Annotated in this window: 22 protein-coding genes; 11 read left to right on the top strand and 11 right to left on the bottom strand. The window is 62.7% G+C overall.

Annotated elements, in window-relative coordinates; all coding sequences use genetic code 11:
* Positions 1-39 precede the first annotated feature (39 nt).
* Entirely contained in the window at positions 40-327 is a 288-nt protein-coding gene (locus ETW24_RS08125) for a hypothetical protein (protein WP_129370559.1), read from the top strand.
* 66 nt (positions 328-393) lie between these two features.
* Here ETW24_RS08125 and ETW24_RS08130 read toward each other — a convergent pair whose 3' ends face one another.
* Entirely contained in the window at positions 394-1,104 is a 711-nt protein-coding gene (locus ETW24_RS08130) for a class I SAM-dependent methyltransferase (protein WP_129370560.1), read from the bottom strand.
* Positions 1,105-1,226: 122 nt separating this feature from the next.
* Positions 1,227-2,522: a serine hydroxymethyltransferase gene (gene glyA, locus ETW24_RS08135; protein ID WP_129370561.1), complete on the bottom strand. Its 1,296-nt coding sequence runs from the start codon at positions 2,520-2,522 to the stop codon at positions 1,227-1,229.
* 169 nt (positions 2,523-2,691) lie between these two features.
* Here glyA and ETW24_RS08140 point away from each other — a divergent pair, with 169 nt between their 5' ends.
* Positions 2,692-3,453 (top strand): NAD kinase, encoded by a 762-nt coding sequence (locus tag ETW24_RS08140; protein WP_129370562.1) that lies wholly within the window; start codon positions 2,692-2,694, stop codon positions 3,451-3,453.
* A gap of 457 nt (positions 3,454-3,910) precedes the next feature.
* Here ETW24_RS08140 and ETW24_RS08145 read toward each other — a convergent pair whose 3' ends face one another.
* A complete protein-coding gene (locus ETW24_RS08145) occupies positions 3,911-5,356 on the bottom strand; it encodes an amidase family protein (protein WP_129370563.1) in 1,446 nt (481 codons plus the stop codon).
* Positions 5,357-5,957: 601 nt separating this feature from the next.
* Here ETW24_RS08145 and prpE point away from each other — a divergent pair.
* Positions 5,958-7,847: a propionate-CoA ligase PrpE gene (prpE, locus tag ETW24_RS08150; protein ID WP_129370564.1), complete on the top strand. Its 1,890-nt coding sequence runs from the start codon at positions 5,958-5,960 to the stop codon at positions 7,845-7,847.
* A 95-nt stretch (positions 7,848-7,942) separates the two neighbouring features.
* On the opposite strand, the gene ETW24_RS08155 is transcribed toward prpE, so the two are convergent.
* The 3 genes from ETW24_RS08155 to ETW24_RS08165 all read right to left on the bottom strand — a co-directional run bounded on the left by ETW24_RS08155 (position 7,943) and on the right by ETW24_RS08165 (position 11,165).
* Positions 7,943-8,344: a GFA family protein gene (locus ETW24_RS08155; RefSeq protein WP_129370565.1), complete on the bottom strand. Its 402-nt coding sequence runs from the start codon at positions 8,342-8,344 to the stop codon at positions 7,943-7,945.
* 62 nt (positions 8,345-8,406) lie between these two features.
* Positions 8,407-10,680, bottom strand: a complete 2,274-nt coding sequence (locus ETW24_RS08160; RefSeq protein WP_129370566.1) for an NADP-dependent malic enzyme — start codon at positions 10,678-10,680, stop codon at positions 8,407-8,409.
* Positions 10,681-10,712: 32 nt separating this feature from the next.
* Positions 10,713-11,165 carry a hypothetical protein gene (locus tag ETW24_RS08165; protein WP_129370567.1) on the bottom strand — a complete coding sequence of 151 codons (453 nt, stop codon included), beginning with the start codon at positions 11,163-11,165 and terminating at the stop codon, positions 10,713-10,715.
* A 79-nt stretch (positions 11,166-11,244) separates the two neighbouring features.
* On the opposite strand from ETW24_RS08165, the gene ETW24_RS08170 reads away from it, so the two are divergent.
* From ETW24_RS08170 to ETW24_RS08190, 5 genes are all read left to right on the top strand, one after another.
* Complete coding sequence (locus ETW24_RS08170; RefSeq protein ID WP_129370568.1) at positions 11,245-11,637, top strand: cytidine deaminase; 393 nt, start codon at positions 11,245-11,247, stop codon at positions 11,635-11,637.
* A complete protein-coding gene (locus ETW24_RS08175) occupies positions 11,637-12,941 on the top strand; it encodes a thymidine phosphorylase (protein ID WP_129370569.1) in 1,305 nt (434 codons plus the stop codon). The genes ETW24_RS08170 and ETW24_RS08175 overlap by 1 nt, the downstream gene beginning before the upstream one ends.
* Complete coding sequence (locus ETW24_RS08180; protein WP_129370570.1) at positions 12,941-14,152, top strand: phosphopentomutase; 1,212 nt, start codon at positions 12,941-12,943, stop codon at positions 14,150-14,152. Before ETW24_RS08175 ends, ETW24_RS08180 begins: the two co-directional genes overlap by 1 nt.
* Before the next feature lie 91 nt (positions 14,153-14,243).
* Positions 14,244-14,876: a uracil phosphoribosyltransferase gene (gene upp / locus ETW24_RS08185; protein WP_129370571.1), complete on the top strand. Its 633-nt coding sequence runs from the start codon at positions 14,244-14,246 to the stop codon at positions 14,874-14,876.
* 185 nt (positions 14,877-15,061) lie between these two features.
* On the top strand, positions 15,062-16,378 hold the full coding sequence (locus tag ETW24_RS08190) for an SPOR domain-containing protein (protein ID WP_129370572.1): 1,317 nt from the start codon (positions 15,062-15,064) through the stop codon (positions 16,376-16,378).
* 200 nt (positions 16,379-16,578) lie between these two features.
* Here ETW24_RS08190 and ETW24_RS08195 read toward each other — a convergent pair whose 3' ends face one another.
* Both ETW24_RS08195 and ETW24_RS08200 read right to left on the bottom strand, forming a co-directional pair.
* On the bottom strand, positions 16,579-17,589 hold the full coding sequence (locus ETW24_RS08195; RefSeq protein ID WP_129370573.1) for a hypothetical protein: 1,011 nt from the start codon (positions 17,587-17,589) through the stop codon (positions 16,579-16,581).
* A 105-nt stretch (positions 17,590-17,694) separates the two neighbouring features.
* Complete coding sequence (locus ETW24_RS08200) at positions 17,695-19,323, bottom strand: AMP-binding protein (RefSeq protein ID WP_129370574.1); 1,629 nt, start codon at positions 19,321-19,323, stop codon at positions 17,695-17,697.
* 76 nt (positions 19,324-19,399) lie between these two features.
* Between ETW24_RS08200 and ETW24_RS08205 the strand changes: the two genes are divergently transcribed.
* From ETW24_RS08205 to ETW24_RS08215, 3 genes are all read left to right on the top strand, one after another.
* Positions 19,400-20,323: a DMT family transporter gene (locus ETW24_RS08205; RefSeq protein WP_129370575.1), complete on the top strand. Its 924-nt coding sequence runs from the start codon at positions 19,400-19,402 to the stop codon at positions 20,321-20,323.
* A 174-nt stretch (positions 20,324-20,497) separates the two neighbouring features.
* On the top strand, positions 20,498-21,163 hold the full coding sequence (locus tag ETW24_RS08210; protein ID WP_129370576.1) for a sulfotransferase family 2 domain-containing protein: 666 nt from the start codon (positions 20,498-20,500) through the stop codon (positions 21,161-21,163).
* Between the two features lie 111 nt (positions 21,164-21,274).
* Complete coding sequence (locus ETW24_RS08215) at positions 21,275-21,955, top strand: Hint domain-containing protein (RefSeq protein ID WP_129370577.1); 681 nt, start codon at positions 21,275-21,277, stop codon at positions 21,953-21,955.
* Positions 21,956-22,066: 111 nt separating this feature from the next.
* Here the strand turns inward: ETW24_RS08215 and ETW24_RS08220 are convergent, their stop codons facing one another.
* Genes ETW24_RS08220 through ETW24_RS08230 form a run of 3 tightly spaced genes read right to left on the bottom strand, consistent with a single transcriptional unit; the run spans position 22,067 to position 25,961 of the window.
* Positions 22,067-24,268, bottom strand: a complete 2,202-nt coding sequence (locus ETW24_RS08220) for a 3-hydroxyacyl-CoA dehydrogenase NAD-binding domain-containing protein (protein ID WP_129370578.1) — start codon at positions 24,266-24,268, stop codon at positions 22,067-22,069.
* A complete protein-coding gene (locus tag ETW24_RS08225) occupies positions 24,265-24,750 on the bottom strand; it encodes a cupin domain-containing protein (protein WP_129370579.1) in 486 nt (161 codons plus the stop codon). The genes ETW24_RS08220 and ETW24_RS08225 overlap by 4 nt, the downstream gene beginning before the upstream one ends.
* Positions 24,750-25,961 (bottom strand): acetyl-CoA C-acetyltransferase, encoded by a 1,212-nt coding sequence (locus ETW24_RS08230; RefSeq protein ID WP_129370580.1) that lies wholly within the window; start codon positions 25,959-25,961, stop codon positions 24,750-24,752. The genes ETW24_RS08225 and ETW24_RS08230 overlap by 1 nt, the downstream gene beginning before the upstream one ends.
* Positions 25,962-25,971 lie beyond the last annotated feature (10 nt).

Raw genomic sequence — 25,971 nt, forward strand, 5'->3', positions numbered from 1 at the left:
GGGCAACCTCAAGAAATTTTTGAATACTGGAGCAAAGACATGTTTACCGACAGCACTGACAACAAACTGATTATCCTGCTGAACGTCGCCGGCGTCGCCATCGCCTATGCGATGCTGGGGGTGTCGCTGTGGCTTTCCACCGAAGTACCGCTTGCCACCAAAGGCTATTGGGGCATGGGCGTGCTCTTGCTGACGCTCAGCTTGATCAACGTGGTGAAGTACCGGTTCGATCATCGCTCCAGCGAAGACCGCATCCGCAAGATCGAAGATGCCCGCAACGAAAAGCTGCTGGAAGACGCGCTTTTGGACGCGAAACAGGATCTTTGATCCGCAATAAGTGAAACAGGCCCGGCGCCCGCCATTTATTGGCGGGCGTTTGCCGTGCCGCCGTATTCAGCCAGCCGGCTTTTGCCACTCCATCAGGTAGAGATAGGGAGCCCGGTTGTAGCTGTCCGCCCGCTCGCCGCCCGTCGCCATGGGTTCGTCAAAATGGGTCAGCTGCAGCCCTGCGTTCAGCAATGCTTGCATGTAGAACGCCTGCGGCCGGTGCCAGTTCTTTATCCGCATCCCATTCCATTCGCCCCAATGGTGGTGTTCTTCGAAATAGCGGTCGATGCACATATTCGCCGCGCCGTCCTGATCACGTGTCCAGCCTCCGCCTTTGGATTGCGAGGCTGTGATCCAGCTGTTGAGGTTGGCAATCAGCAGATGACCTCCCGGCGCCAGCACCCGCGTCATCTCGGCGATTGCACGTTTCGTGTCTGGAATGTCGATCAGTGTCAAATAGCTGACTACGATGTCGAAACTGGCGTCTGCAAATGGCAGAGCTTCTGCAGTACCTTTTACAAACCTCTGATCAGACAGGGCTTCCGCATGCCGGAGGAGGGCATCTGTCGGATCCAACCCGGTTACGTTTCCTGCGAAGGGCGCGAGCATCCGGCAAAACCGGCCCTCGCCGCACCCCACGTCGAGAATGCGCGGGCTTGGCCGGAGACGCACACGGTTCAGCATCGGGTGATCCAGAACATGTTGCCGGCTGAAGTCGCCGCTTACCCCCATCAGTGTGATCCAGGCGTCAGCAGAGGCCTGCCATCCATTGTCCATCACAGGCTCTCCCATACTGCATACGCGAAAGGGGAGTAGTGGTGGCTGACAGGCTTGCCGTCAATAAGAAACGCCGCGGCATTTGAGCCGCGGCGTTTGGTTTTTTTATGTTTTTCAGTCTCTTACAGGTTCGGGTACAGCGGGAATCTGGCGCAGAGATCCGCGACCTTGGCGCGCACCGCCGCTTCCACATCCGCATTGCCGTCTTCACCGTTGGCGGCCAGCCCGTCGATCACCTCGATGATCAGATCGGCGATCTGGCGGAACTCAGCTTCGCCGAAGCCGCGGGTGGTGCCGGCCGGGGTCCCGAGGCGCAGGCCCGAGGTCACGGTGGGCTTTTCCGGGTCGAACGGGATGCCGTTCTTGTTGGTGGTGATATGGGCCCGCCCCAGCGCCTTGTCGGCGATGTTGCCGGTCACGCCTTTGGGACGCAGATCGACCAGCATCACATGGGTATCGGTGCCGCCGGTGACGATGTCCAGCCCGCCCTGGATCAGCTGGTCTGCCAGCGCCGCCGCGTTTGCCTTGACCTGCTTCTGGTAGGTCTTGAACTCAGGCTTCAGCGCCTCGCCAAAGGCCGCCGCCTTGCCTGCGATCACATGCATCAGCGGGCCGCCCTGGATGCCGGGGAAAATAGCCGAGTTCACTTTCTTGGCAATCGCCTCGTCATTGGTCACGATCATGCCGCCGCGCGGGCCGCGCAGGGTTTTATGGGTGGTGGTGGTGGCCACATGCGCATGCGGGAACGGCGAGGGGTGCTCACCGGCGGCGATCAGGCCCGCGATATGGGCCATGTCGACCATGAAATAGGCGCCGACGCTGTCGGCGATTTCACGGAACTTGGCAAAGTCGATCTGGCGCGGGATGGCGGAGCCGCCGGCGATGATCAGCTTGGGCTGGTGCTCGGTGGCCAGCGCCTGGATCTGGTCGTAGTCGATCAGGTTGTCGCTTTCGCGCACGCCGTAATGCACCGCGTTGAACCACTTGCCCGACTGGTTGGGACGCGCGCCATGGGTCAGGTGGCCACCGGAGGCCAGATCCATGCCGAGGATGGTATCGCCGGGCTGGATCAGCGCCTGGAACACGCCCTGGTTGGCCTGGCTGCCGGAGTTCGGCTGCACATTGGCAAACTCACAGCCGAACAGTGCCTTGGCGCGGTCGATGGCCAGGTTTTCAGCCACGTCCACATACTGGCAGCCGCCGTAATACCGGCGCCCCGGATAGCCTTCGGCATATTTGTTGGTCAGCACAGAGCCTTGCGCTTCCATCACCGCCGCCGAGACGATGTTCTCGGAGGCAATCAGCTCGATCTCGTCGCGCTGGCGGCCCAGCTCGGCGGTGATCGACGCATAAAGCTCAGGGTCGCGCTCGGAGAGGGTTTGGGTGAAAAAGCCGGGGTCACGGGTCGCTTCAGTCATAGTGGCTCCGTTGGAGTAAGGATCAGAACTGAGGGATTTCCTATCGGAAACTTCCTTGCGCAGGAAGCCTGTAAAGCGACATTTCCCTGCGACAGAACGGCAACTATGGTCTTTGCCGGAAAGCTGTGATTGTTTCGGAACCAGATGCCTAACACCGGAAACAGATTTCATGAGTTTGAGAATCGCCTTTCTGGCCAGTGAGGCCGAAATTGCGCAACAGGCCCTGGGCACTCTGCGTAACAGATACGGGCATGTGCCGCCCGCCGAAGCCGGTATTGTTGTGGCCCTGGGCGGTGACGGTTTCATGCTGCGCACATTGCTTGCGATGGTGGATCATCCGGCGCCGGTTTACGGGATGAACCGCGGCACCGTTGGCTTTCTGATGAATGAGTACCGTGAAGACGGGCTGATCGAGCGGCTTGAAGAAGCCGTGCAGGAAATCATCAATCCGCTGTCGATGACCGCAATGGACCGCCGCGGCGCGGTGCATAAGGCGCTGGCCATCAACGAAGTGTCTCTGCTGCGGGCAGGACCGCAGGCGGCACGGCTCAGAGTATCCGTGGACGGGCGCGTGCGGATGGACGAACTGGTCTGCGATGGCGCCTTGGTCTCCACCCCTGCGGGCTCCACTGCCTATAATTATTCTGCCCATGGCCCGATCCTGCCGATCGGGGCGGATGTGCTGGCGCTGACGGCGATTGCCGCTTTCCGGCCGCGGCGCTGGCGCGGAGCGCTTTTGCCTAGCAACGCTATGGTGCGCTTTGATGTGCTGGAGGCCGGCAAACGCCCGGTGATGGCTGACGCGGATTCGAATTCGGTGGCCGATATTGATTGGGTCGAGATCCGCACTGATCCGCAAATACGCCATAAAATCCTGTTCGATCCGGGTCATGGCCTGGAAGAAAGGCTTATATCCGAGCAGTTTACGTAACCGTTTAACGAAGAGTTCACGGATTTGTGAACATCCCGGTAACGATTATATGCGATGGTTTACCCACAGGCGGACGTGGGTGGTAATTGCCCAAGGGCAGAATGCCATAGAGCCGTACCGGCGTGTTTTGTACGTTCCTGTTTATTTAGTTACCTGCCGGTCATGCCTACGAAACCTGCGCCAGAACGCCAGGTTCGCTGAATGCGGCGAGGCGACCGCTGTTTGTAGTGAGTGATCTCGGTATGGAAGTTCCCCGGGGGCGGTTCAGTCCGTTCCCCGGGACCATTCGCAAAACGAGCGTGAACAGGCAAGACGGGCGTGAACAGGCTGTGCGAGAATAGGCTGTACGTGAAGATGCATACACCCGCCATTGCGCCCATCCGGACTATTTCTGGGCGATCTCCAATTTGAACCTTTGGGACCCGCTGATGCTGCCGTTTGCCGGCTGACTGTGAAATCAGGCGCTTCCGCCCGCCTGTATCTGGTCCCACAGCGGCAGGCACATGCGGCCTGCGCGGGCTTCAATCGCGGCGCAGGCGTCCACTGCCAGATCCTCGCGCCAGCGGCGGGCGGCGATCTGCACATTGATCGGCTGCGGCCCCTTGGGCAGCTGCGCCAGCCGGGCGGGGACCGAGGCGGCAGGCAGGCCGAGGAAGTTCATCGCATAGGAATAAACTGCGCAGCCGAGCACCTCATGCACGCCTTCGGCGCCTTCGGTGTCGCGGTCCGGCTTGAAAAAGGGCTGCGGCAGGAACGGCGACAAGACCAGCGGGTATTCTTCCATGAACAGGGACCATTGCCGCGCGTAATGGGTGCGCGCGGCCATCATTCGCAGCAGCTCATCGCCGGCAAAGGGCGGGAACTCCTGGAAATATACGGCAAAGATGTCGCGCACGGTCTGGGAGCCTGCCGCGTCCACGTCATCCTTCATCAGCGCATGGACCTCGCCCATCAATGCGCGGTAACCGTTGCGCCCGGCCTCGAACACATTGGGCGGTTCCGCTTCCTCCACCAAATAGCCTGCGTCGGTCAGCGCCGAGCGGGCAAAATCCAGCGCGGCCTCGACTTCGGGGTGCAGATCATAGCCATGGGTGTTCTTGGTGAATGCGACCTTGACCGGGCCGCTCACCGCTTTGCCAAACCACGGTACCGGCACATGGAAGGGGTCGCGCGGGTCTGCGGCAATCAGGGAGGGCATTGACAGATGCAGGTCTTCTGCCGAACGGGCAATCAGCCCTTGCACTGACATCAGCTGCGCCAGCAGCCCGCGTTCGGCGGATTGGCTGGGGTTCCAGGCCGGCACCCGGCCCAGGCCAGGCTTCACTGTTACCGCGCCATTGGCGGCCGCTGGAAAGCGCAAGGATCCGCCTATGTCATTGCCATGCGCCAGCGCGCCGATCCCGGCCATCACCGCAGCCCCTGCGCCGCCGGAGGAGCCGCCCGGCGAGATATGCCGCCCCCAAGGGTTATAGGTGCGGCCATGCAGCGGATTGTCGGTATCGGCCCGGAAGGAAAACTCCGGCGTATTTGTCCGCCCGATCACCACCGCCCCGGCCTTTTGCAGGTTTTCCACCACCGGGGCGTCTGCAGGCGCTATCAAATCCTTCAGCGCCGGGACGCCGTTGGAGGTGGCATGGCCCGTTTGATCCACGTTGATCTTGATGGTGACCGGCACGCCATGCAGCGGGCCGGGAACAGCACCGCCTGCGCGTTCCGTGTCGAGCGCGCGGGCGCGCTCCAGTGCCTCGGCGCTCAGGTCTTCAACCACGGCATTCAGCGCCGGGTTCACCGCGTTCATCCGGTCAATGGAGGCTTGCACGGCATCTTCGGCGCTCAGGTCTCCGGTGCGGGTCCGTTTTGTCAGTTCCGTTGCACTCAGGCGCCATAGATCCGGTTTTGTCATGCTCAAGCCTCCCTGGCCGCAGCCTAGGAGGGCAGGGCTGAGTTGCAAGGGAAACCGGGCGGAAAAGGGCCGGAATTCTGCAAGAACTCCACCGAGGTTCAGGACCTGTCAGGTTTGTCTGTCAGCGTGACAGATCGCATATGAGCGCGCGATGGCACGTCTGGAAATTGTTTCCCCAAGCCCATGGCGGGCGGCGCGACACGATAAGCGCAGTTGAAAGCGGCAAAGCCTGATCAAAACCATGCTGGGCGGAATGCAGGATCAGCGGCGCACGGCGAGGCGGCGCGGCAGATGCCAGAAGGCCGTTTCTGTGTCATGGGTCTTGCCGCAGGGGGTGATTCCCTGATTGCAGCCGCCATATCCGGGGGGGGAATTTGCAGATTTGCAATTCTGGCGGGGCTTTCCTGAATATTCTCCTGCAAAGACCTGTTTGCAAAGTGGTTTGGGTGCAAACCGCAAACCATGTGTAAATTTTGTGAATTCAGGCTGTCTGCCTGTTCGGAACCTGTAAATTTATTGACCAACCTTGCGTGCAGGGGCAGCAAAACTTGCCCGTTTGCCGCTTTCTCGCCTAGGCAAAGAGCAGGAGGAGACGATCACTATGGGATATCAGGATATTTATGCCGGCTGGAAACAGGACCCGGAACGGTTTTGGATGGAGGCCGCACAGGCGATCAACTGGGATGAAGCCCCGAAACAGGCGCTGTTAGATAAGGGTGATGGCCTTTATGAATGGTTTTCCGATGCCAAGGTGAACACCTGCTACAACGCCGTTGACCGCCATGTGGAACAGGGCCGCGGCGAACAGACCGCGATCATCTATGACAGCCCGGTCACCCATACCAAGCGTGAAATCTCCTATGTCGAGCTGCGCAACCGGGTCGCCACACTGGCCGGTGCGCTGCGTGCGAAAGGCATCGAAAAGGGCGACCGGGTCATCATCTATATGCCGATGATCCCAGAAGCGCTGGAGGCGATGCTGGCCTGCGCACGCATCGGGGCTGTGCATTCGGTGGTGTTCGGCGGCTTTGCCTCCAACGAGCTGGCGGTGCGGATCGACGATGCCAAGCCCAAGGCGATCATCGCCGCGTCCTGCGGGATCGAGCCGGGCCGCACCGTGCATTACAAACCGCTGCTGGATGGCGCCATCGACCTGTCTGAGCACAAGCCGGAATTCTGCGTGATCTTTCAGCGCGAACAGGAAGTGGCGGATCTGATCCCGGGCCGCGACGTGAACTGGCACGGGTTCCAATACGGTGTGGAACCCGCCGAATGTGTGCCCGTCGAGGGCAACCACCCCTCCTATATCCTCTACACCTCCGGCACCACCGGCCAGCCCAAAGGCGTGATCCGTCATACCGCGGGCCAGCTGGTGGCGCTGAACTGGACGATGAAAAACATCTACAACGTCGATCCGGGCGATGTGTTCTGGGCGGCGTCGGATGTGGGCTGGGTCGTTGGGCACAGCTACATCTGCTATGCGCCGCTGATCCATGGCAACACCACAATTGTGTTTGAGGGCAAGCCGGTCGGCACACCGGATGCGGGCACATTCTGGCGGGTGATTTCCGAGCATAAGGTCAAAAGCTTCTTCACTGCCCCTACCGCCTTTCGCGCAGTGAAGCGGGAGGATCCCAAGGGCGAATTCGTCAAGAAATACGATCTGAGCTGCCTGCAGCAGGTTTACCTGGCCGGCGAGCGCGCCGACCCCGACACCATTACCTGGGCGCAGGATCAGCTGAAGGTGCCGGTGGTGGACCATTGGTGGCAGACCGAAACCGGCTGGTCGATTGCCGCCAACCCGCTGGGGATCGAAGAACTGCCGACCAAGCTTGGCTCGCCTGCGGTGCCGATGCCTGGCTATGAGGTGGACATTCTGGACGAAGGCGGCAACCCGGTGGCGCCGGGCGAACTGGGCGCAATTGCGGTCAAGCTGCCGCTGCCGCCGGGAACCTTGCCGACGCTGTGGAACGCTGAAGAGCGGTTCAAGAAAAGCTACCTCACTACATTTCCCGGCTATTACGAGACCGGCGATGCCGGCATGAAGGACGAGGACGGCTATCTCTATATCATGGCGCGCACTGATGATGTGATCAACGTGGCGGGGCATCGTCTCTCGACCGGCGGCATGGAGGAAGTGCTGGCGGGCCACCCGGATGTTGCCGAATGCGCCGTGATCGGCGTGGCGGACAGCCTTAAGGGGCAGATGCCGGTTGGCTTCCTCTGCCTGAACTCAGGCGCCGGCCGCGATCATGGCGAGGTGGCGGCCGAGGTCGTCAAACTGGTACGGGAGAAGATCGGCCCGGTTGCCGCCTTCAAACTGGCGGTGGTGGTGGACCGGCTGCCCAAGACCCGCTCCGGCAAGATCCTGCGCGGCACCATGGTGAACATTGCGGATGGCACGCCGTGGAAGATGCCGGCGACCATTGACGATCCGGCTGTCCTGGATGAAATCAAGGGTGCTTTGCAAACAATCGGTTACGCCAGCTAAGCGCAGGGTGGTTCCCTGCATGAAAGCCGCTAGGAAATCCCGCGATCTCCTGGCGGCGCAGGAAACATTGATGTCCGGCCGTCAACCCGGCCTGGCTACCGCGGATCCTGGTCGCTGCTCTGGCCATAGCGGGGCAGCCTGTCTTTCAGCTCCAGCCAGCTCACATGTTCGGAGTGGAAGACATGAAACCTGGGGGGCATATCCCCAGGACATTCCAAAGTCGCCGTGTACATGTGGATGTTCACCGCATCCCGTGCGGTGCGATAAGCCATCTGGGTGCCGCAGGCGCCGCAGAACAGCCGCTCGACACCGTCAGAGGAATTGTAGATCTGCGGCTCTGCACCGGACCACGCGACTGCCGTATGCGGCAGTCCGAAAAATGCGGTGACAGGTGCCGCGCAGTTGCGGCGGCAATCGGCGCAGTGGCAATAGCAGCTCCAGGCCGCCTCGGCCTGGCTCTCCCAATGCACGGCGCCGCAGTGGCAATGCCCTCTCATGGCTGGTCCCTCGCTGTTGGCTTCCCTGGACAGGCGGCCAACGGTAATTCCAAGCCGCAGGACTAACCGTAGTGCGCCACCGGGGTGCCGGCAATGGCGGCCATGTTCAATAGCCCGCGCGCGGTGATCGAAGGGGAAACGATATGGGCGCGGTTGCCCATGCCCATCAGGATCGGCCCGACCTCCAGCCCGCCGGCCCGCATTTTCAGGATGTTGCGCACGCCTGAGGCGGCATCGGCATGGGCAAAGATCAGCACATTGGCCGCGCCCTCCAGCCGCGAATTGGGGAAAATCCGCTCACGCAGTTCGGGATCCAGCGCACTGTCGATGTTCATCTCGCCCTCATAGGCAAAATCCCGGTGCCTTTCGTCCAGGATCTCCAGCGCGGCGCGCAGGCGGCTGCCGGTGTCGCAGGCGATATTGCCGAATTGCGACTGCGAACACAGCGCGATCTTCGGCTCCAGGCCAAAGCGGCGCACGTGGCGGGCGGCGCCGATCACGGTTTCCGCAATCTGTTCCGGCGTCGGCTCGATCCGCACATGGGTGTCGGCAATGAACAGCGGCCCGTCCTCCAGGATCATCAGCGACAACGCCCCGTGCGGCGCATAGCTGTTGCCGCCCAGAACCTGTTCGACATAGTTCATGTGCCAGCGGTATTCACCAAAGGTGCCGCAAATCAGGCTGTCCGCTTCGCCGCGATGAACCATAATGGCGCCAATTGCAGTGGTATTGGTGCGCATGATCGCCTTGGCCAGGTCCGGGGTCACCCCGCGCCGCTGCATCACCTTGTGATAGCTGTTCCAATAGTCGTAGTAGCGCGGGTCGTTCTCTGGGTTCACCAGCTGAAAATCGCGCCCTGGCCGCACATCCAGCCCCAGCCGCTCACAGCGGCGCCCGATCACTTCCGGACGGCCGATCAGGATCGGGGTCTCGGTTGTCTCTTCCAGGATCGCCTGCGCCGCACGCAGCACCCGCTCATCCTCGCCCTCGCTGAACACGATCCGGCGGGACGCGGCGCGGGCGGCCTCGAACACCGGTCGCATCAGCAGTGCGGATTTGAATACCGTCTGGTTCAGCTTCTGCTTATAGGCCTCGATATCCTCAATCGGGCGGGTTGCTACGCCGCTGTCCATTGCCGCCTTGGCAACGGCGGAGGAGACCACCGCCACCAGCCGCGGGTCGAAGGGTTTGGGGATCAGGTAATCGGCGCCGAAATTCAGCTGCTCGCCTTTGTAGGCAGCCGCGGCTTCGGCGCTGGTTGTGGCGCGGGCCAGTTCGGCAATGCCGTCGACGCAGGCGATCTGCATCTGGTCGTTGATCTCGGTTGCCCCGACATCCAGCGCGCCGCGGAAGATGAATGGGAAGCACAGCACGTTGTTGACCTGATTGGGGAAATCGCTGCGGCCCGTGGCGATGATCGCCTCCGGTGCCACCTGGCGCGCCGCCTCCGGCATGATTTCCGGCGTCGGGTTCGCCAGTGCAAAGATGATCGGGCGGTCCGCCATCTTTGCCACCATTTCGGGCTTCAGCACGTTCGGGCCGGACAGGCCAAGGAACAGATCCGCGCCGTCCATCACCTGGCCCAGCGCGCGCAGGTCCGACGCCTGGGCAAAGGCCGCCTTCTGCGGGTTCATATCCTCCTCGCGGCCTTCATAAACCAGACCGTGAATGTCGCAGAGCCAGATATTTTCGCGCTTCACCCCCAGTTTCACCAGCATGTTGAGGCAGGCAATCCCCGCCGCACCGCCGCCGGTGGAGACGATCTTGATGTCCTCAAACGACTTGCCCGCCACATGCAGGGCGTTCTTGGCGGCCGCGCCCACAACAATTGCGGTGCCGTGCTGGTCGTCATGAAACACCGGAATGCCCATCCGCTCACGGCAGATCTTCTCGACGATAAAACAGTCTGGCGCCTTGATGTCTTCGAGGTTGATGGCGCCGAACGTCGGCTCCAGCGAGCAGACGATATCCGCCAGCTTTTCCGGATCGCTCTCATTCACTTCAATGTCAAAACAATCGATGCCCGCGAAGTTCTTGAACAGGACCGCCTTGCCTTCCATCACCGGTTTTGAGGCCAGCGCGCCGATGTTGCCCAGCCCCAGAACCGCTGAACCGTTCGACACAACGGCCACCAGATTCCCGCGAGAGGTATAGCGGGCAGCATTGGCGGCGTCCGCTTTGATCTCGGTGCAGGCCTCTGCCACACCGGGTGAATAGGCGCGTGCCAGATCGCGCCCGTTGGCCATCGGTTTGGTCGCGCGGATCTCCAGTTTACCGGGCCGCGGAAACTCGTGATAGTTGAGCGCGGCTTGGCGCAGGTTCTGTGAATCGGACATCTGGCGCTCCTGAAGATCAGTATTGTTTAGTGTTAAACCATTTTTCTTGCCGGAAACCTAGCCCAAACTGACGCAAATGAACGCCAGTACTGGCAAGCGGCGGCTTCTTGCGTGAATTCTGCCTTGCGGACGCCTTTGCCGGCAAATGAAAAGGGAATAAAATCGGGGCGCACAGTTGCCGGATTTTGCCTGCGCAAGCCGGAGCGGTTCTTTGGTATAGTGCCGATTGCCAAAGCCTTGGGGAGGAAAACGGACATAATCAAACGGCGGATGACTTGCGGATTGCGGGTTTTCCAGCCGCCGGGTGTACTGCGGGCTGCTAGAAAACCAAAGACATCCTTGGCGACCGCTGTATTCTGACTGAAGATCTTAGTTGGTTTTACAAAGGCCCGCCGCCTGGCCGGCCCCTGAAACAACGTGAAACTACTGAACGTGGATTGGTTTTGCTTGTTCGGCTTCACACCGGGATGCCAAGTGAACTGCATAGCAGGGCTTTCGCTCTGCGGGGCATATCAGCTAGGCTGCGGCATTCTGACCAGATGATCAAAAACCGGGGAAACACCCATGAGCCTCAAAGCCGCCGCAACCGCCGTCCGCGAAAACGCCCACGCGCCGTACTCCAATTTCAAGGTTGGCGCCGCCATCCGCTCGTCCAGCGGCCAGATCTACGTCGGCTGCAATGTTGAAAACGTCGCCTATCCGGAGGGCACATGCGCCGAGGCCGGGGCCATCGCCGCCATGGTGGCCGCGGGCGAAAAGCAGCTGGCAGAGGTCTATGTGATCGCCGACTGCCCCTCTCCAATCCCGCCCTGCGGCGGCTGCCGTCAGAAGCTCAAGGAGTTTGGCACAGGAGAGGTGAAAGTGACCCTGGCAACCACTGACGGCGCTGAGAAGGACACTACAATCGGCGATCTGCTGCCGGGCGCTTTTGACGTGGACCATATGGAGCGCAGCTGATGGACGCCCGCGCCATCAATGCAACGCTCCGGCGCGGTCAAACACCGGGCGAGGACGCACTGCGCTGGTTTGCCGAAGGGCTGGCCAATGGCGCGGTCTCGGACGCGCAGGCCGGGGCCTTTGCCATGGCGGTCTGCCTGCAGGGCCTCAGCGTCGAGGGCCGCCGCGCCCTGACGCTGGCGATGCGCGACACCGGTGATGTGCTGGCATGGGATCTGGACGGGCCGGTTCTGGACAAACACTCCACCGGCGGGGTGGGGGACTGTGTGTCGCTGCTTCTGGCGCCTGCGCTGGCTGCTTGCGGCGCCTATGTGCCGATGATCTCGGGCCGCGGCCTGGGCCACACCGGCGGTACTTTGGACAAGCTGGAAGCGATCCCCGGTGTTTCCACCAGCGTCAGCGAAGACCACCTGCGCCGCATGATGCAGGACATGGGCTGCGCCATTGCCGGCGCCACTGCGCGGATCGCACCTGCGGATAAGCGGCTTTATGCGATCCGCGACGTGACCGCGACGGTGGACAGCCTCGACCTGATCACCGCCTCGATCCTGTCCAAAAAACTCGCCGCCAGCCCGGATGCGCTGGTGCTGGACGTGAAAATCGGCTCCGGCGCCTTTATGAAAACCGCCGATGACGCCCGTGCGCTGGCGCAGTCGCTGTGCGATACCGCCAATGCCGCCGGCTGCCGCACTTCGGCGCTGATCACCGACATGAACCAGCCGCTGGCGCCCGCCCTGGGCAATGCGCTGGAGGTGGCCGAGGTGATGCGGGTTCTGACAGGGCAGGCGGCTGGCCCCCTGGCCGGGATTTCCGCGGTGTTGGGCGGCGAATTGCTGGCCCATGCCGGGCTGGCAGCCGATGCAGGGGATGGCGCGGCAAAGATCACCGCAACCCTTGCCGATGGCCGCGCGGCAGAGCGGTTTGCCCGTATGATTGCCGCCATGGGCGGCCCCGCGGATTTCGCCGCCAAATGGCATGATCATCTGCCCGGCGCTGAGGTTGTGCGTGATGTGAAAGCGCCAATCGCCGGCTGCGTCTCGGCAATGAACGGCGAAGCCCTGGGCCTGACCGTTGTCAGCCTTGGCGGCGGCCGCATGGTGGAGAGTGACGAAATCCATCCCGGCGTTGGCATTTCCGGCATAGCCCGCCTGGGGCAGCAGGTCGGGGCAGGGGATGTCCTGGCCCGCATTCACGCGGCCAGCGATGATGCGGCAGACAGGGCCGAGGCTTCCCTCCTGGCCGCCATTGCCATCGGCGATGCGCCGGATGCGCTGCCGCCGCTGGTTCACGAAAGGATCTCCTGATGCCCCGTGCCTTCCTTGTGGTGATGGATTCCGTTGGCATCGGCGGTGCGCCGGACGCCGGGACGTTCTTCAACGGCGATCTGCCGGATCTCGGCGCCAACACATTGGCCCATATCGTCCAGGCCTGTGCTGCGGGTGAGGCCGAGGAGGGCAGAAGCGGCCCGCTGCAGGTACCCAGCATGGAGCGCCTTGGCCTAGGCGCAGCAATGCGGCTGGCGTCCTCAGTGCCGTTTCCGGGCCTGACTGCAGAGCCGCAGGGCCGCTGGGGCTGTGCCAGCGAAGTCAGCCGCGGCAAGGACACGCCCTCGGGTCACTGGGAACTGGCGGGGCTGCCGGTGCCCTGGGACTGGCATTACTTCCCCGATCAGGCGCTGTCTTTCCCCGAAGACCTAACGGCCTTTGTGGCGGAGGAGGCCGGCACCGATGGCATCCTCGGCAATTGCCACGCTTCCGGCACGGTGATCCTAAACGACCTTGGCGCCGAACACATGCGGACCGGCAAGCCGATATGCTACACCTCCGCCGACAGCGTCTTTCAGATCGCCGCGCATGAGGGCACATTCGGCCTCGACCGCCTGCTGGCCCTGTGCAAATCCATCGCCCCCCGCCTGCACGCGATGAAGGTGGGACGGGTTATTGCGCGGCCTTTCCTTGGCTCGGCGGAGGACGGGTTCACCCGCACAACCAATCGCCGCGACTATGCGATCACCCCGCCGGCACCTGTGCTGACCAATTGGGTGCAGGACGCCGGCGGCAAGGTCCATGCTATCGGCAAGATCGGTGATATCTTCACTATGTCCGGCATTGATACATTGGAAAAAGGCCCTGATGCCAAGCTGATGCAGCATCTCTTTGATGCAGTGGAGATGGCAGAGGAGGGCAGTCTGACATTCGCCAACTTTGTTGAGTTCGACAGCATGTACGGCCACACCCGCGACATCGCCGGTTATGCCCGCGCGCTGGAGTGGTTCGACGCGGAACTGGGGCGGCTGCTGGCAAAGCTGCGCCCGGATGACATGCTCGTGCTCACCGCTGATCACGGCAATGATCCCAGCTGGCCCGGCAGTGACCACACCCGCGAACAAGTGCCGGTTCTGGTCGCAGGGCTTGACGCCGGCCCCGTCGGGCAGGTCAAATTCGCCGATGTGGGCGCCTCTATTGCGGCCCATTTGAACGTCCCGGCTCAGGGCCCCGGCAAGAGCTTTCTTTGACTTCATGGTCAAAACCCGCTTGCCAGCCGCGGCCAGGCCCGTAAAAGCGCTGCAAACAGAACCGCCGCAAACAAAAAAGTAGGAGTGCCCCATGACCGACCACCTGACCGTTGTTGATCACCCGCTTGTGCAGCACAAGCTGACCCTGATGCGGGACAAGGGCACATCCACGGCCGGCTTCCGCCGCCTGCTGCGCGAGATTACCCAGCTCTTGGCCTATGAAATCACCCGCGGAATGGAGCTGACCACAACCAGCATCGAAACCCCGATGGAGGAAATGGACGCGCCGATCCTGGCCGGCAAGAAACTGGCGCTGGTGTCGATCCTGCGCGCGGGCAACGGTATGCTGGACGGGGTGTTGGAGCTGATCCCCTCGGCCCGTGTCGGCTTTGTCGGCCTTTACCGGGACGAGGAAACTCTGGAACCGGTGCAGTATTACTTCAAAGCGCCCGAAGCGCTGGAAGACCGGCTGGTGATCGCGGTGGACCCGATGCTGGCCACCGGCAACAGCTCAGCTGCGGCCATTGATCTGTTGAAGGAGGCCGGCGCCAACAACATCCGTTTCCTGTGCCTTCTGGCCTCGCCCGAGGGTGTTGCACGGATGAAGGAAGCGCACCCGGATGTGCCGATCGTCACCGCCTCGCTGGACCGGCAGCTGAACGAGAAGGGCTACATTCTGCCCGGTCTGGGAGATGCCGGCGACCGGATGTTCGGCACCAAATGATCTGATCGGAAACGGCCAAGGCAGCCCTGATTGCCTTGGCCGGACTGCCCGGCTGCCGCCCGTGGCACGAAAACTAGTTCCAATTTGCGCAAATATTGCCGCCGTGCGGCCTTATTGTTGCCGCAGAATCTTTACTCACAGGCCGGATTCGGGCATCCTGCAGCCATATTTTGTGGGGCTCAGGAATGAAAATAACTAGAATTATTGCACTGGCCATCATCGCGGGGACAACCGGGGCAGCAGGTATACAGGCGCAAACCCTGCGTGAAACCAGCCCGCCCTCCGAATTTCCGCCTGCCTCCTACGCGGGCAAGCAATATGTGGACAGCCGCGGCTGTGTCTACATCCGTGCAGGCATCGACGGCAATGTCACTTGGGTGCCGCGGGTCTCCCGCTCGCGCAAGCAGATCTGCGGCTATGCACCAACCAAGCTGGCGGGCGCCACGCGAACGCAGCAGGCAGCCCCGGCACCGGAGCTGATCACCCTTGACCCGGGCCAGCAGCCGGCACAATCGAATGCGGGCGCCGCGGCGCCCAGGGTTGTCACCACGGCCAAACCGCGCCGCACAACGCAATCCACCAGCGCCCGGCCTGCAGCCGCTCCGGCGCCGTTGCCGAAACCGGCAGTCAAAAGGGTCGTGCGGGTGACGCCCAAGCCGGCACCGGCACCAGCCCCGGCAGCGCCCGCTCCGGCAGCAGTGCAGCCCGCAGGCAGCGGTGCTTGCGCCGGGCTATCTGATATCAGCCGCCAGTACTCCAATGCCACCGGCGCGCGCTGCGGCCCGCAAACTGTTCCGCCGGTGACCTACGGCGGGCAGGACAGCGGCGCGCAGTCCTCTCTGCGCCTCACCCCGAATACACGTGTGGTGCAGACGCACATCTACCAGGACCGCCGCCTCAGCAACAGTTTCACGGTGCCCGAAGGCTATCGCCCGGTCTGGACCGACGGGCGGCTGAACCCGCAGCGTGCGGTGCGTACCGTGCGTCCGGCCGTGGTGACCGGTTTTGCCCAGGCCCCGGCCGGCTATCTGACAGTGGAACGTGAGGATGGCCGCCTGAACCCGATGCGCGGCGTGCGCACGCCCGAGGGTGATGCGCAGATGGCGCAGGTCTGGACCAATGGGGTGCCGCGCCGTCTGGTGCAGCTGCCATTGGACCGTGCCACGCTGACACTGCCGCGCAATGTGCGCCGCAGCCCGGCCGAAGCGCAGCCGTCGGGCCTGCGCTTGTCCTCCCGCTCGGCACCGGATGCGGCGGTGCCGCAGCAGGCCGCATCGCGGCGGTACATTCGCGCCGCAACCTTTGCCGGTGCCGCTGAGGCCCAGACCGCAGCGCGGCAGCTTGCCGCTGCCGGCCTGCCGGTGCGCCTTGGCACAGTCAGCCGCAGAGGGCAGCCCTACAAGGTGGTTTTGGCAGGCCCGTTTCAAGCCGATGACCAGGCCGCCGCAGCCTTGGCCAAGGCCCGCAATGCTGGTTTCACCGGCGCCCGGATCAGTAAATAACATCGGGGCAGGGCCTGCCCCTGCCTCTGCAAAGACGGTCAGCCCCCCCTGCGGTCCGAAGGCGGAATGCACCAATGAGCGCATAATGGCCCGTTCCTGACACCATCAGGGGCGGGCTTTGTGTTCTGTGCCGCAGCTGCTCCAGTTTCTGTATGAACAATTGTGCCGCCCGTATTGCGCCGGGACCCAAAGGCGGGCGCCTAGCCGCAGATGTTCTGCAATTGAACCCAGTCGCGGTCATTCAGCAGCGGCTTCTGGTCGCGGCCTGCCATCGGGTCCGCCTCGATCAGCCCCAGCACCGTTTCACCGGTGATGTCCAGCGCGTAGGCATAAGGCGATGAGGGCAGCGCTGCGCGGGCGAACTCGGCCAGCAGCACCTGATCCGGCAGTGCCGGGCGCGGACTGGCCAGGGTCGCCTCGGAATAGGCATCCAGGGCAGCGCGGTCCAGCTCGCCCGTGGTCAGCAGTTTGAAGGCGGCCATGACACCGCCGGCCTCCAGCAGTTCGAACATCGGGTCGCTGGCCTCAGCCCGGGCGCGTTCCGCCAGGATGGCGCCGGCCGCAACTGCCGGATCCTCGAAATCCTCAACGAACGAACGGTTCAGCAGCACGATGCCGCCAGGCAGATGCAGGCTGCCGGGAATGCCTGAGCGAAGCACCGCCAGCTGCCGCACCCCGGTGCGCGCTGCCAGATCCCGCAGGATCGGAGCGGCTTCCGGCGTCGCGCAGGCCGGCCCCGAGACCCGCTCGATCCGGCCAAGCAGGGCTTGGCCGATGGCCTTGCGCTTAATGTCAGGAACCACGCTGACAGCATGCCGGGTGACAGCACCAGGCAGCCACAAAACCAGCAGCGCCAGCACCAGCGCAAAGGTGCCCAGGATACTGACAGCCCGCAGCCGCCCGGGCCGCGCGCGGGAACGGCCGATGGCGTTTTGCACCCGGGCTATCGCCTCCAGCATGGCGGTCTCGTCCTGACCCAGTTCCAGTGTCTCGCCGGGGTCACCATCGGGGTGGAACAAGGCCGGGAACGCTCCGGGATTGGCGCGTTCGACCGCTGCCAGCGACCAGTGGGCCAGCGGCAGGTCATTCATGCTTGCGATGGTCAGCGTCGCATCGCCCAGCGAAATAATCACATCCCGCCGCTGCGCCTCCCGGTTCGCGCGCCACAAACCCGCAGCCTCCAGCCGCTCAAATTCCCTCAATGCCGTCATGCAGCCAGCCCGGCCCCCGTTCTTATCGTTGCCAGCAGGATAATCACATAAAACAGGGGCAGCAAATTGCTTTGCTGCCCCCGGATGCTGTTTCGCCGCGAAAAATTACAGGTTCTTGGCGATATTCCTCAGTTCGAACTTCTGGATCTTGCCGGTGGAGGTTTTCGGCAGCTCTTGGAACACCACTTTCTTGGGCGACTTGAAACCCGCCAGCGTCTCGCGGGTGAAGGCGATCAAAGCAGCAGCATCTTCCGCGGCACCCGGTTTCAGCTCGACAAAGGCACAAGGCACCTCGCCCCATTTGTCGTCCGGCATCGCAGCGACCGCGGCCAGCAGCACATCCGGATGCGCCATCAGCACGCCTTCTACTTCAACCGAGGAGATGTTTTCGCCGCCCGAGATGATGATGTCCTTGGCCCGGTCGGCGATCTGGATGTAGCCGTCGGGGTGCTGCACTGCCAGGTCGCCGGAGTTGAAATAGCCGTCCTTGAACGCCTCTGCTGTGGCCTCCGGGTTCTTCAGATAGCCCTTCATCACCACATTGCCGCGCAAGGCGATCTCGCCCTGGCTCTGGCCATCTTTGGGCAGGGTGTTGTGATCGCTGTCGCGCACCACCACCGGCTCCAGCATCGGCATGGAAACCCCCTGGCGGGATTTCTTGGCGGCAATGCCGGCCTTGTCCAGCCCGTCCCATTCAGCGGCCTTCCAGTAGCATTCGGTGACATGGCCATAGGTTTCGGTCAGCCCGTAAACATGGGTGATGTTAAAGCCCAGATCCTCGATCTTGGACAGGGTTGCGGGCGCTGGCGGGGCGCCTGCGGTGAAGACCTCCACCGTGTGATCAAAGGTGCGGCGCTCTTCGTCCAGCGCATTGACCAGCATGTTCAGCACAATCGGCGCACCGCCGAAATGGCTGACGCCCTCATAGTGGATGGCGTTATAGATGTTCTGCGCGGTGACATCGCGGCAGCAGACCAGGGTGCCGCCCACCACCGGCATCATCCAGGTGTGGTTCCAGCCGTTGCAGTGAAACAGCGGCACGATGGTCAGGTAGACCGGATGCAGCACCATGCGCCAGGACACCACCGTGCCCATGGTCATCAGATACGCGCCGCGGTGGTGGTAAACCACACCCTTGGGCCGCCCGGTGGTGCCGGAGGTATAGTTCAGCGCCAGGCTTTCCCATTCATCCCCGGGCATGATCCATTGGAAGTCCGCATCGCCGCTGGCCAGCAGCGCCTCGTATTCCATATGCCGGCCGGTGGCGTGCCAGGTGGCCTGATCATCCGCCACTTCGATCAAAACCGGGGCCGGGCCTTCCATTTCCTCGACGGCGGCTTCGGCCAGTTCCAGGAACTGCGGGTCGACCAGCACCGCCTTGGCTTCGCCGTGGTCAAAGATATAGGCGACTGTGCCCACGTCCAACCGGGTGTTGATGGTGTTCAAGACCGCACCGCAGGCGGGCACGCCGAAATGCGCCTCGGCCTGGGCCGGGATATTCGGCAGCAGGGTGGCCACCACGTCGCCCGGCTTCACTCCCAGTTTGGTCAGGCCCGAAGCCAGCCGGCTGCAGCGGCCGTGGTATTCGGCATAAGTTTTGCGGTGCTTGCCATAGCTTACCGCCAGATGCTCCGGAAACACCTGCGCCGCCCGCTGCAGATGCGACAGCGGCGTCAGCGGCACATAATTCGCGGCGGTCTTCTCCAGACCGGTTTCATCCGCCATCCACCCCATCAGTTTCCTCCCCTGAATCACTTTGGTGTCGTTTAGAGAACAGATATTGCGGAAAGTTGCGGGCAATGGGAAGGGTATGAAACAAACAGCGACCCTTTCCGCAGAAACCGGCAGCCAGACGGCGGCCGCGCACGCCATGCTGGCAGCCATGCTGATTATCGGCATTACCGACAATGCGGTCCCGCTGATGGCCGAACAGATCGGGCTGGGGCAGTTCTACCTGCTGCGAAGTTTTGTCGCGCTGCCGTTCCTGTGGCTGATGGCGCGGGCCGGGCTGGGCGGCCTGGCGCCGCGCCGGATGGGGGCGGTGCTGCTGCGGGCGGTGCTGGTTGCGGTGGCGATGGTGTTCTATTTTGCTGCTGTCGCGCTGATGCCGATCGCACAGGCGCTGGCGGGGCTGTTCACCTCGCCGATCATCATTGTGCTTATCTCGGTTCTGTTTCTGAAAATGCAGATTGGCTGGGTCCGCATCGGCGCCGTGCTGTTTGGGTTTTCCGGGGTGCTGATGGTGCTGCAGCCCGACCCGGCAGCCTTCAATTGGCTGATCCTGCTGCCGGTAGCAGGCGGGCTGTTCTACGCATTGGGGTCGCTGGCCACCGGCCTTTACTGCCAGGGCGAAAGCACGGTGGCGATGCTGTTCATCTACCTGCTGGTGCAGGGCGCACTGGGGGCGATGCTGCTCACCGGGCTGGAAATCTGGCCGCAAGCCGTGCCCGCTGGCGCCGATGGATTTGTCACCCGCGGCTGGGTCTGGCCGCTGTGGGAGATATCGCATCTGATCCTGCTGCAGGGCTGCGCGGCAGTTGGCGGCGTGTTCCTGATCACCAAGGCCTACCAGCTGGGCGAAGCGTCCTTTGTGGCGGTGTTTGAATATTCGGTGATGATCGTCGGACCGGGTGTTGCCTGGGCCTATTGGGGCCAGGCGCTGAACATCTGGCAGATGCTGGGGATCACCCTGATCATTGCCGCCGGCACCACCATTGCGGTGCGCTCAAGGTAGCTGGTCAGGGGCGCTGCCCCTCTTGGCCCTATAGGCCAATTCACCCCGGAGTATTTACGCAAAGGTGAAATGGGCCGGGGGTGCTTTGGGTTTGCCGTTCACCGGGGCAGAGCGTTCTGCAGGCCTGCGCACATCAGCATTTCCAACTGCGGATCAATGGCCTAGGGTCGGCTCATGATCCTGTCTCCGGGCCGCAAATACGTCTTTATCCATATCCCCAAGACCGGTGGAACAGCGCTGGCCCTGGCGTTGGAGGCGCGCGCCATGGCCAATGACATGATGCTGGGCGACACCCCAAAAGCGCTGAAACGCCGCCGCCGTCTGAAGGACACGCCGACCCGCGGGCGGCTGTGGAAACACTCGACGCTGGCTGACATCGAAGGGCTGGTGCCGGATCGCACATTGCGGTCGCTGTTTGCCTTTACCCTGGTGCGCAACCCGTGGGACCGGGCGGTGAGCTATTACCATTGGCTGCGCGGGCAGAGCTTCAGCCACCCGGCAATCCGTCTGGCACAAGAACTGGAGTTCCGCGGCTTTGTGCAGCACCCGGAGATCATCAGCGCGTTCCGCGGCAGCCCGGCGGCCTCATACATGCGCCACGCGGACGGGGCAGAGCAGTGCCGGCTGTACATCCGGCTGGAGCATTTTCACGACGATGCCCAGCCTCTGTTCAGCCACCTCGGGTTTTCTCTGGACCTGCCGCGGGTCAATGACAGCGACCGGCAGCGGGACTGGCGGGCCTATTACGATGATCGTGCAGCCGGGGCGGTGGCGGAGGCCTGCGCGCAGGATATCGCGCAATTTGAATACTCTTTTAACGATTCCCCTCTATCCAGGTGACCGGGAAAGGCGCTTTTGCGGCCCCCGGGGCGGATCGGCCAACGGGGATTTGCCAAAGCGTGAAAGTTGAGGCCAGCCTGGGAATGCCTGGGCCGCAGGAAAGGAAACCGGATGCTGGATTGGCTTCTGAAACGTTCGCAGGTCTCTATGGGACGGGCATTGAACAGCGGTTTTCCACTGGTTTCCGTCGGGCAGGGCGGGTTTCTGGCTGGCACGCATGTGGCCTCGAACCTGGGCTGGCGCCCGGTTGAAGCGCTGACGCCAGGCGACAAAGTGCTGACATTCGATCATGGCATGCAGGAGATTGTGGAACTGCAGCGCGAAACCATCGTTCCGGGCGACGGCGATCTGGATCCGGCCCGCTGTCCGCTGCTGGTGCCGCGTGATGCGCTGATGAACCGGGTGCCGCTGTGGCTGATGCCGGATCAGGGCGTGCTGCTGGAGAGCGATCTGGTGGAGGATGTTCAGGGTGACCCCTTTGCGGTTGTGCCCGCCGCCGCGCTGGAGGGTTACCGGGGGATCCGCCGGATGCATCCCGGTGCGCAGCTGGAGCTGGTCACGCCGCGGTTTGCCCAGGATCAGGTGATTTACCTGGAGGCCGGAATGCTGGGTTTCGCAGCCGCGCCAGTCAACTTGATGTGCGGGCGTATCTTTACCGAAGAAGGCACTTACCGTGTGCTGCCGCCGGATGAGGCGCGCGGTCTGGTCTTGTCGATGATGGCCGAGGAAGAGCGCTGGGGCGCGCCTGGCGCGGCCTCGGCTGCGGCCCAATATCAGCAACCGCTGAATTGAGCGGGACCATCCGCCGCTAAACTGAGCAGGCAGCACACCATTCGGAGCAGTAAAAAACGGCCAGGGAATGCCCTGGCCGTTTTGTGTTTTCCGTTGCAGTTACCGTTGCCGTCAGGCGGCGGCGGATTTCTCCGGGTCGAAACGGCCATAGAAGCTTTGGCCCTTGTTCGCCATGTCGCGCAGCAGATCCGGGCAGGCAAAGCGTTCGCCGTACTGCGCGGCCAGCTGATCGCAGCGTTCAGCTGCGTAAGGCGTGCCGATGATGTCCAGCCAGCTTAAGGGGCCGCCGGACCATGGCGCAAAGCCCCAGGCCAGAACCGCGCCCACGTCGCCTTCGCGGATGTCCATAAGCACACCTTCCTCCAGTGCGCGCACCGCCTCCAGCACCTGCGCAAACATCAGCCGTTCCTGGACTTCGATCAGCTCGGGCTGTTCGGACGCCTGCGGGTATTTCTCCTGCAGGCCTTTCCAGTATTCAACGCGCTTGCCCTTGTCGTCATAGTCAAAGAAGCCTGCGTTGGCTTTGCGGCCCAGACGGCCCTGTTCTTCCATCCAGAAAATCAGATCATCCGACGGGCTTTCGGGATAGGCATCGCCCATCGCCGCCTTGGTTGCGCGGGCGATCTTGGCGCCCAGATCAATCGAGGTCTCATCGGTCAGCTGGATCGGCCCCACCGGGAAGCCCAGCTGGCGCGCGGCGTTGTCGATCAGCACCGGCGAGACACCCTCGGCGATCATCCGCACCCCTTCGTTGATGTAAGGAATGATGCAGCGGTTGGCGTAGAAGAAGCGCGCGTCATTGACCACAATCGGCGTCTTGCGGATCTGGCGCACGTAGTCCAGCGCCTTGGCTACCGCGCGGTCGCCGGTTTCCTTGCCCTTGATGATCTCCACCAGGAACATCTTTTCAACCGGCGAGAAGAAGTGGATGCCGATAAACTGATCTGCGCGGCTGGAGGCCTTGGCCAGCTCCGAGATCGGCAGGGTCGAGGTGTTGGAGGCAAAGATGCAGTCGTCGGGAATGATCGCCTCAACCTTCCGGGTCATCTCGGCCTTGACGCCCGGATCCTCGAACACCGCTTCGATGATCAGGTCGCAGCCCTTCAGCGCGTCCAGATCCGGGGTCGCAGTGATCTGTGCCAGCAGCGCCTCTTTCTTTTCCTCAGTCGCTTTGCCGCGCTTGATGCCCTTGTCCATATAGGCGGCGGAATAGGCCTTGCCTTTGTCGGCGGCGTCCTGATCACGGTCGATCAGCACAACCTCCATGCCGGCCTGGGCCGAGACCAGCGCGATGCCTGCGCCCATCATGCCAGCGCCCAGTACACCGATTTTCTTCACCGACTGGTCCGGCACATCCTTGGGCCGCACAGCGCCTTTTTCCAGCGCCTGCTTGTTCAGGAACAGGCTGCGGATCATCGCCGAGGACGACGGGTTCATTAGCACATGGGTGAACCAGCGCGCTTCGATCTTCAGGGCTGTATCAAAGTCAACCAGCGCCCCTTCATAGATCGAAGACAACAGTGCCTGGGCCGCGGGGAAGGCGCCCTGGGTCTTGCCGTTGATCATCGCCGAAGCGCCAACAAAGGTCATGAAACCAGCGGGGTGATACGGCGCGCCGCCCGGCATCTTGTAACCCTTGGCATCCCACGGCTTGACCAGATCGGCAGGTTTGGCATTCAGCACCCACTCCTTGGCTGCGGCCAGCGCATCATCTGCAACCGCGTCGATCAGCTGCGCGCCCTTGGCCTTCTTCGGGTCCAGCATCTTGCCTTCCAGCAGCACAGGCGCTGCCGCCATGGCACCCACCATGCGGGAGTACCGCGTGGTGCCGCCGCCGCCGGGGAAGATGCCGATCATGATTTCCGGCAGGCCGATCTTGGCCTTGGGGTTACTGGTCATTACCCGGTGGTGGCAGGCCAGCGCAATCTCGGTGCCGATGCCGGCACAGGTGCCGTTGATGGCGCAGGCCACCGGCTTGCCGCCCTTCTTGGTCTTGGGATCCATGCCGGCAAGTTCGAGTTTGCGCAGGATGCGGTGGCCGCCCATTGTGAAGTCGAACAGCCCTTGGGCGGGATTCTCACCCGACTCTTCGCGGATCGTCGCCAGCACGTTCAGGTCCATGCCGCCGGCAAAATCCTTCTTGGCCGACGTGATCACGATACCCTTGACGGCCTCGTCTTCCAGCGCGCGGTCCACGTATTCCTCCACCAGGCCAAAGGCCTCGCGGGTGAGGACGTTCATGCTCTTGCCTTCCGCGTCCCAGGTGATGATTGCGACGCCGTCTGCGTCCACGTCGTATTTGAAATCGCTCATGTGTCTTCTCCGGTCTGGTCAGCCGTCAGCGGGCTGCCGTCCTTGCGGGTGAAATTGAAATCGCCGTTTGCGAATTTCACCATCATGTCCAAATCGCTGTAATAGCCGGTCTCGGTGGCGGTACGGGTGCCCACCACCAGAAAGGCGGCAGGCTTGCTCGAGCGGTTCACCAGATGGTGGCCGTTCTCATCCCCCGCAGGGAAGGCGGCGCAATCGCCCGGCAGCATCTCATGCGCGCCCTGATCATCGATCAGGGTGCAGGTGCCCTCGGTCACCATTACAAACTCGTCCTGTTCCATATGGTAATGGCGCAATGACGACGCTGCGCCGGGTTCCAGCCGCACGATGTTGACGCCGTACTGGGTGAGGCCGCCGGGATCGCCCAAGGGCTGCACGCTGCGGCCTTCAGTCGAGGCCGCCAGCTTACCGGGATAGCCCGATCCGGTCCGCCAGGGCAGTTGGGAAAGGTCCAGTTTCGGCATCAGACGCGCTCAATGATGGTGGCCGCGCCCATGCCGGATGCGATGCACAGGGTTGCGAGGCCGCATTCCTTGTCCTGCCGCTCCAGCTCATCCAGCAGGGTGCCGATGATAATCGCGCCGGTCGCACCCAGCGGGTGGCCCATGGCAATGGAACCGCCGTTGACGTTGACCAGTTCCGGGTCGACATCAAACGCCTGCTGGAAGCGCATCACGACGGATGCAAAGGCTTCGTTCACCTCAAACAGATCCAGATCGCTGATCTTCATACCGTTGTCGGCCAGGATCTTTTCTGTCACCGGCACCGGGCCGGTCAGCATGATGGTGGGGTCAGTGCCGATCTTGGCGGTTGCCTTGATCCGGGCGCGCGGTTTCAGCCCGTGCTTCTCACCAAATTCCTTGTTGCCGATCAGCAGCGCGGCAGCCCCGTCCACAATACCGGATGAGTTACCCGCATGGTGGATATGGTTGATCCGCTCCAGATGCGGGTATTTCATCATCGCCACTTTGTCGAAACCTGGCATCTGCTCGCCCATCATCTGGAACGCCGGGTTCAGCGAACCCAGCGCCTGCATGTCGGTGCCGGGGCGCATGTATTCGTCGTGATCCAGGATCGCCAAGCCGTTCTGGTCGCGCACCGTGATCACCGATTTGGCAAAGCGGTCATCATCCCACGCGGCCTTGGCCCGGCGCTGGCTCTCCATCGCCAGCGCATCCGCCTGATCACGGGTGAACCCATACTCAGTTGCGATGATATCCGCGGAAATGCCCTGCGGCACAAAATACGTGTCCATTGCCAGGCTCGGGTCCACGGCAATCGCCGCGCCGTCGCTGCCCATGGCAACCCGGCCCATCATCTCAACACCGCCCGCGATGTAACCATCGCCTGCGCCGCCCTTCACCTGGTTTGCGGCCAGGTTCACGGCTTCCATGCCGCTGGCACAGAAGCGGTTGATGGCGAGGCCCGGAATACGCTCGTCCAGGTCCGAGGCCAGAACCGCCGAGCGCGCCAGGCAGCCGCCCTGTTCCATCACCTGGGTGACATTACCCCAGATCACGTCCTCGACCGCATGGCCTTCCAGGTTGTTGCGCTCTTTTATTGCGTTCAGCGTCAGGGCCGACAGGCGGACCGAGGTCACCTCATGCAGGCTGCCGTCTTTGCGGCCCTTGCCGCGCGGGGTGCGCAGGGCGTCATAGATATATGCATCAGTCATTTTGCTCTCC

It is taken from the genome of Leisingera sp. NJS204, from assembly GCF_004123675.1.
In the GTDB taxonomy this organism is placed as follows: domain Bacteria; phylum Pseudomonadota; class Alphaproteobacteria; order Rhodobacterales; family Rhodobacteraceae; genus Leisingera.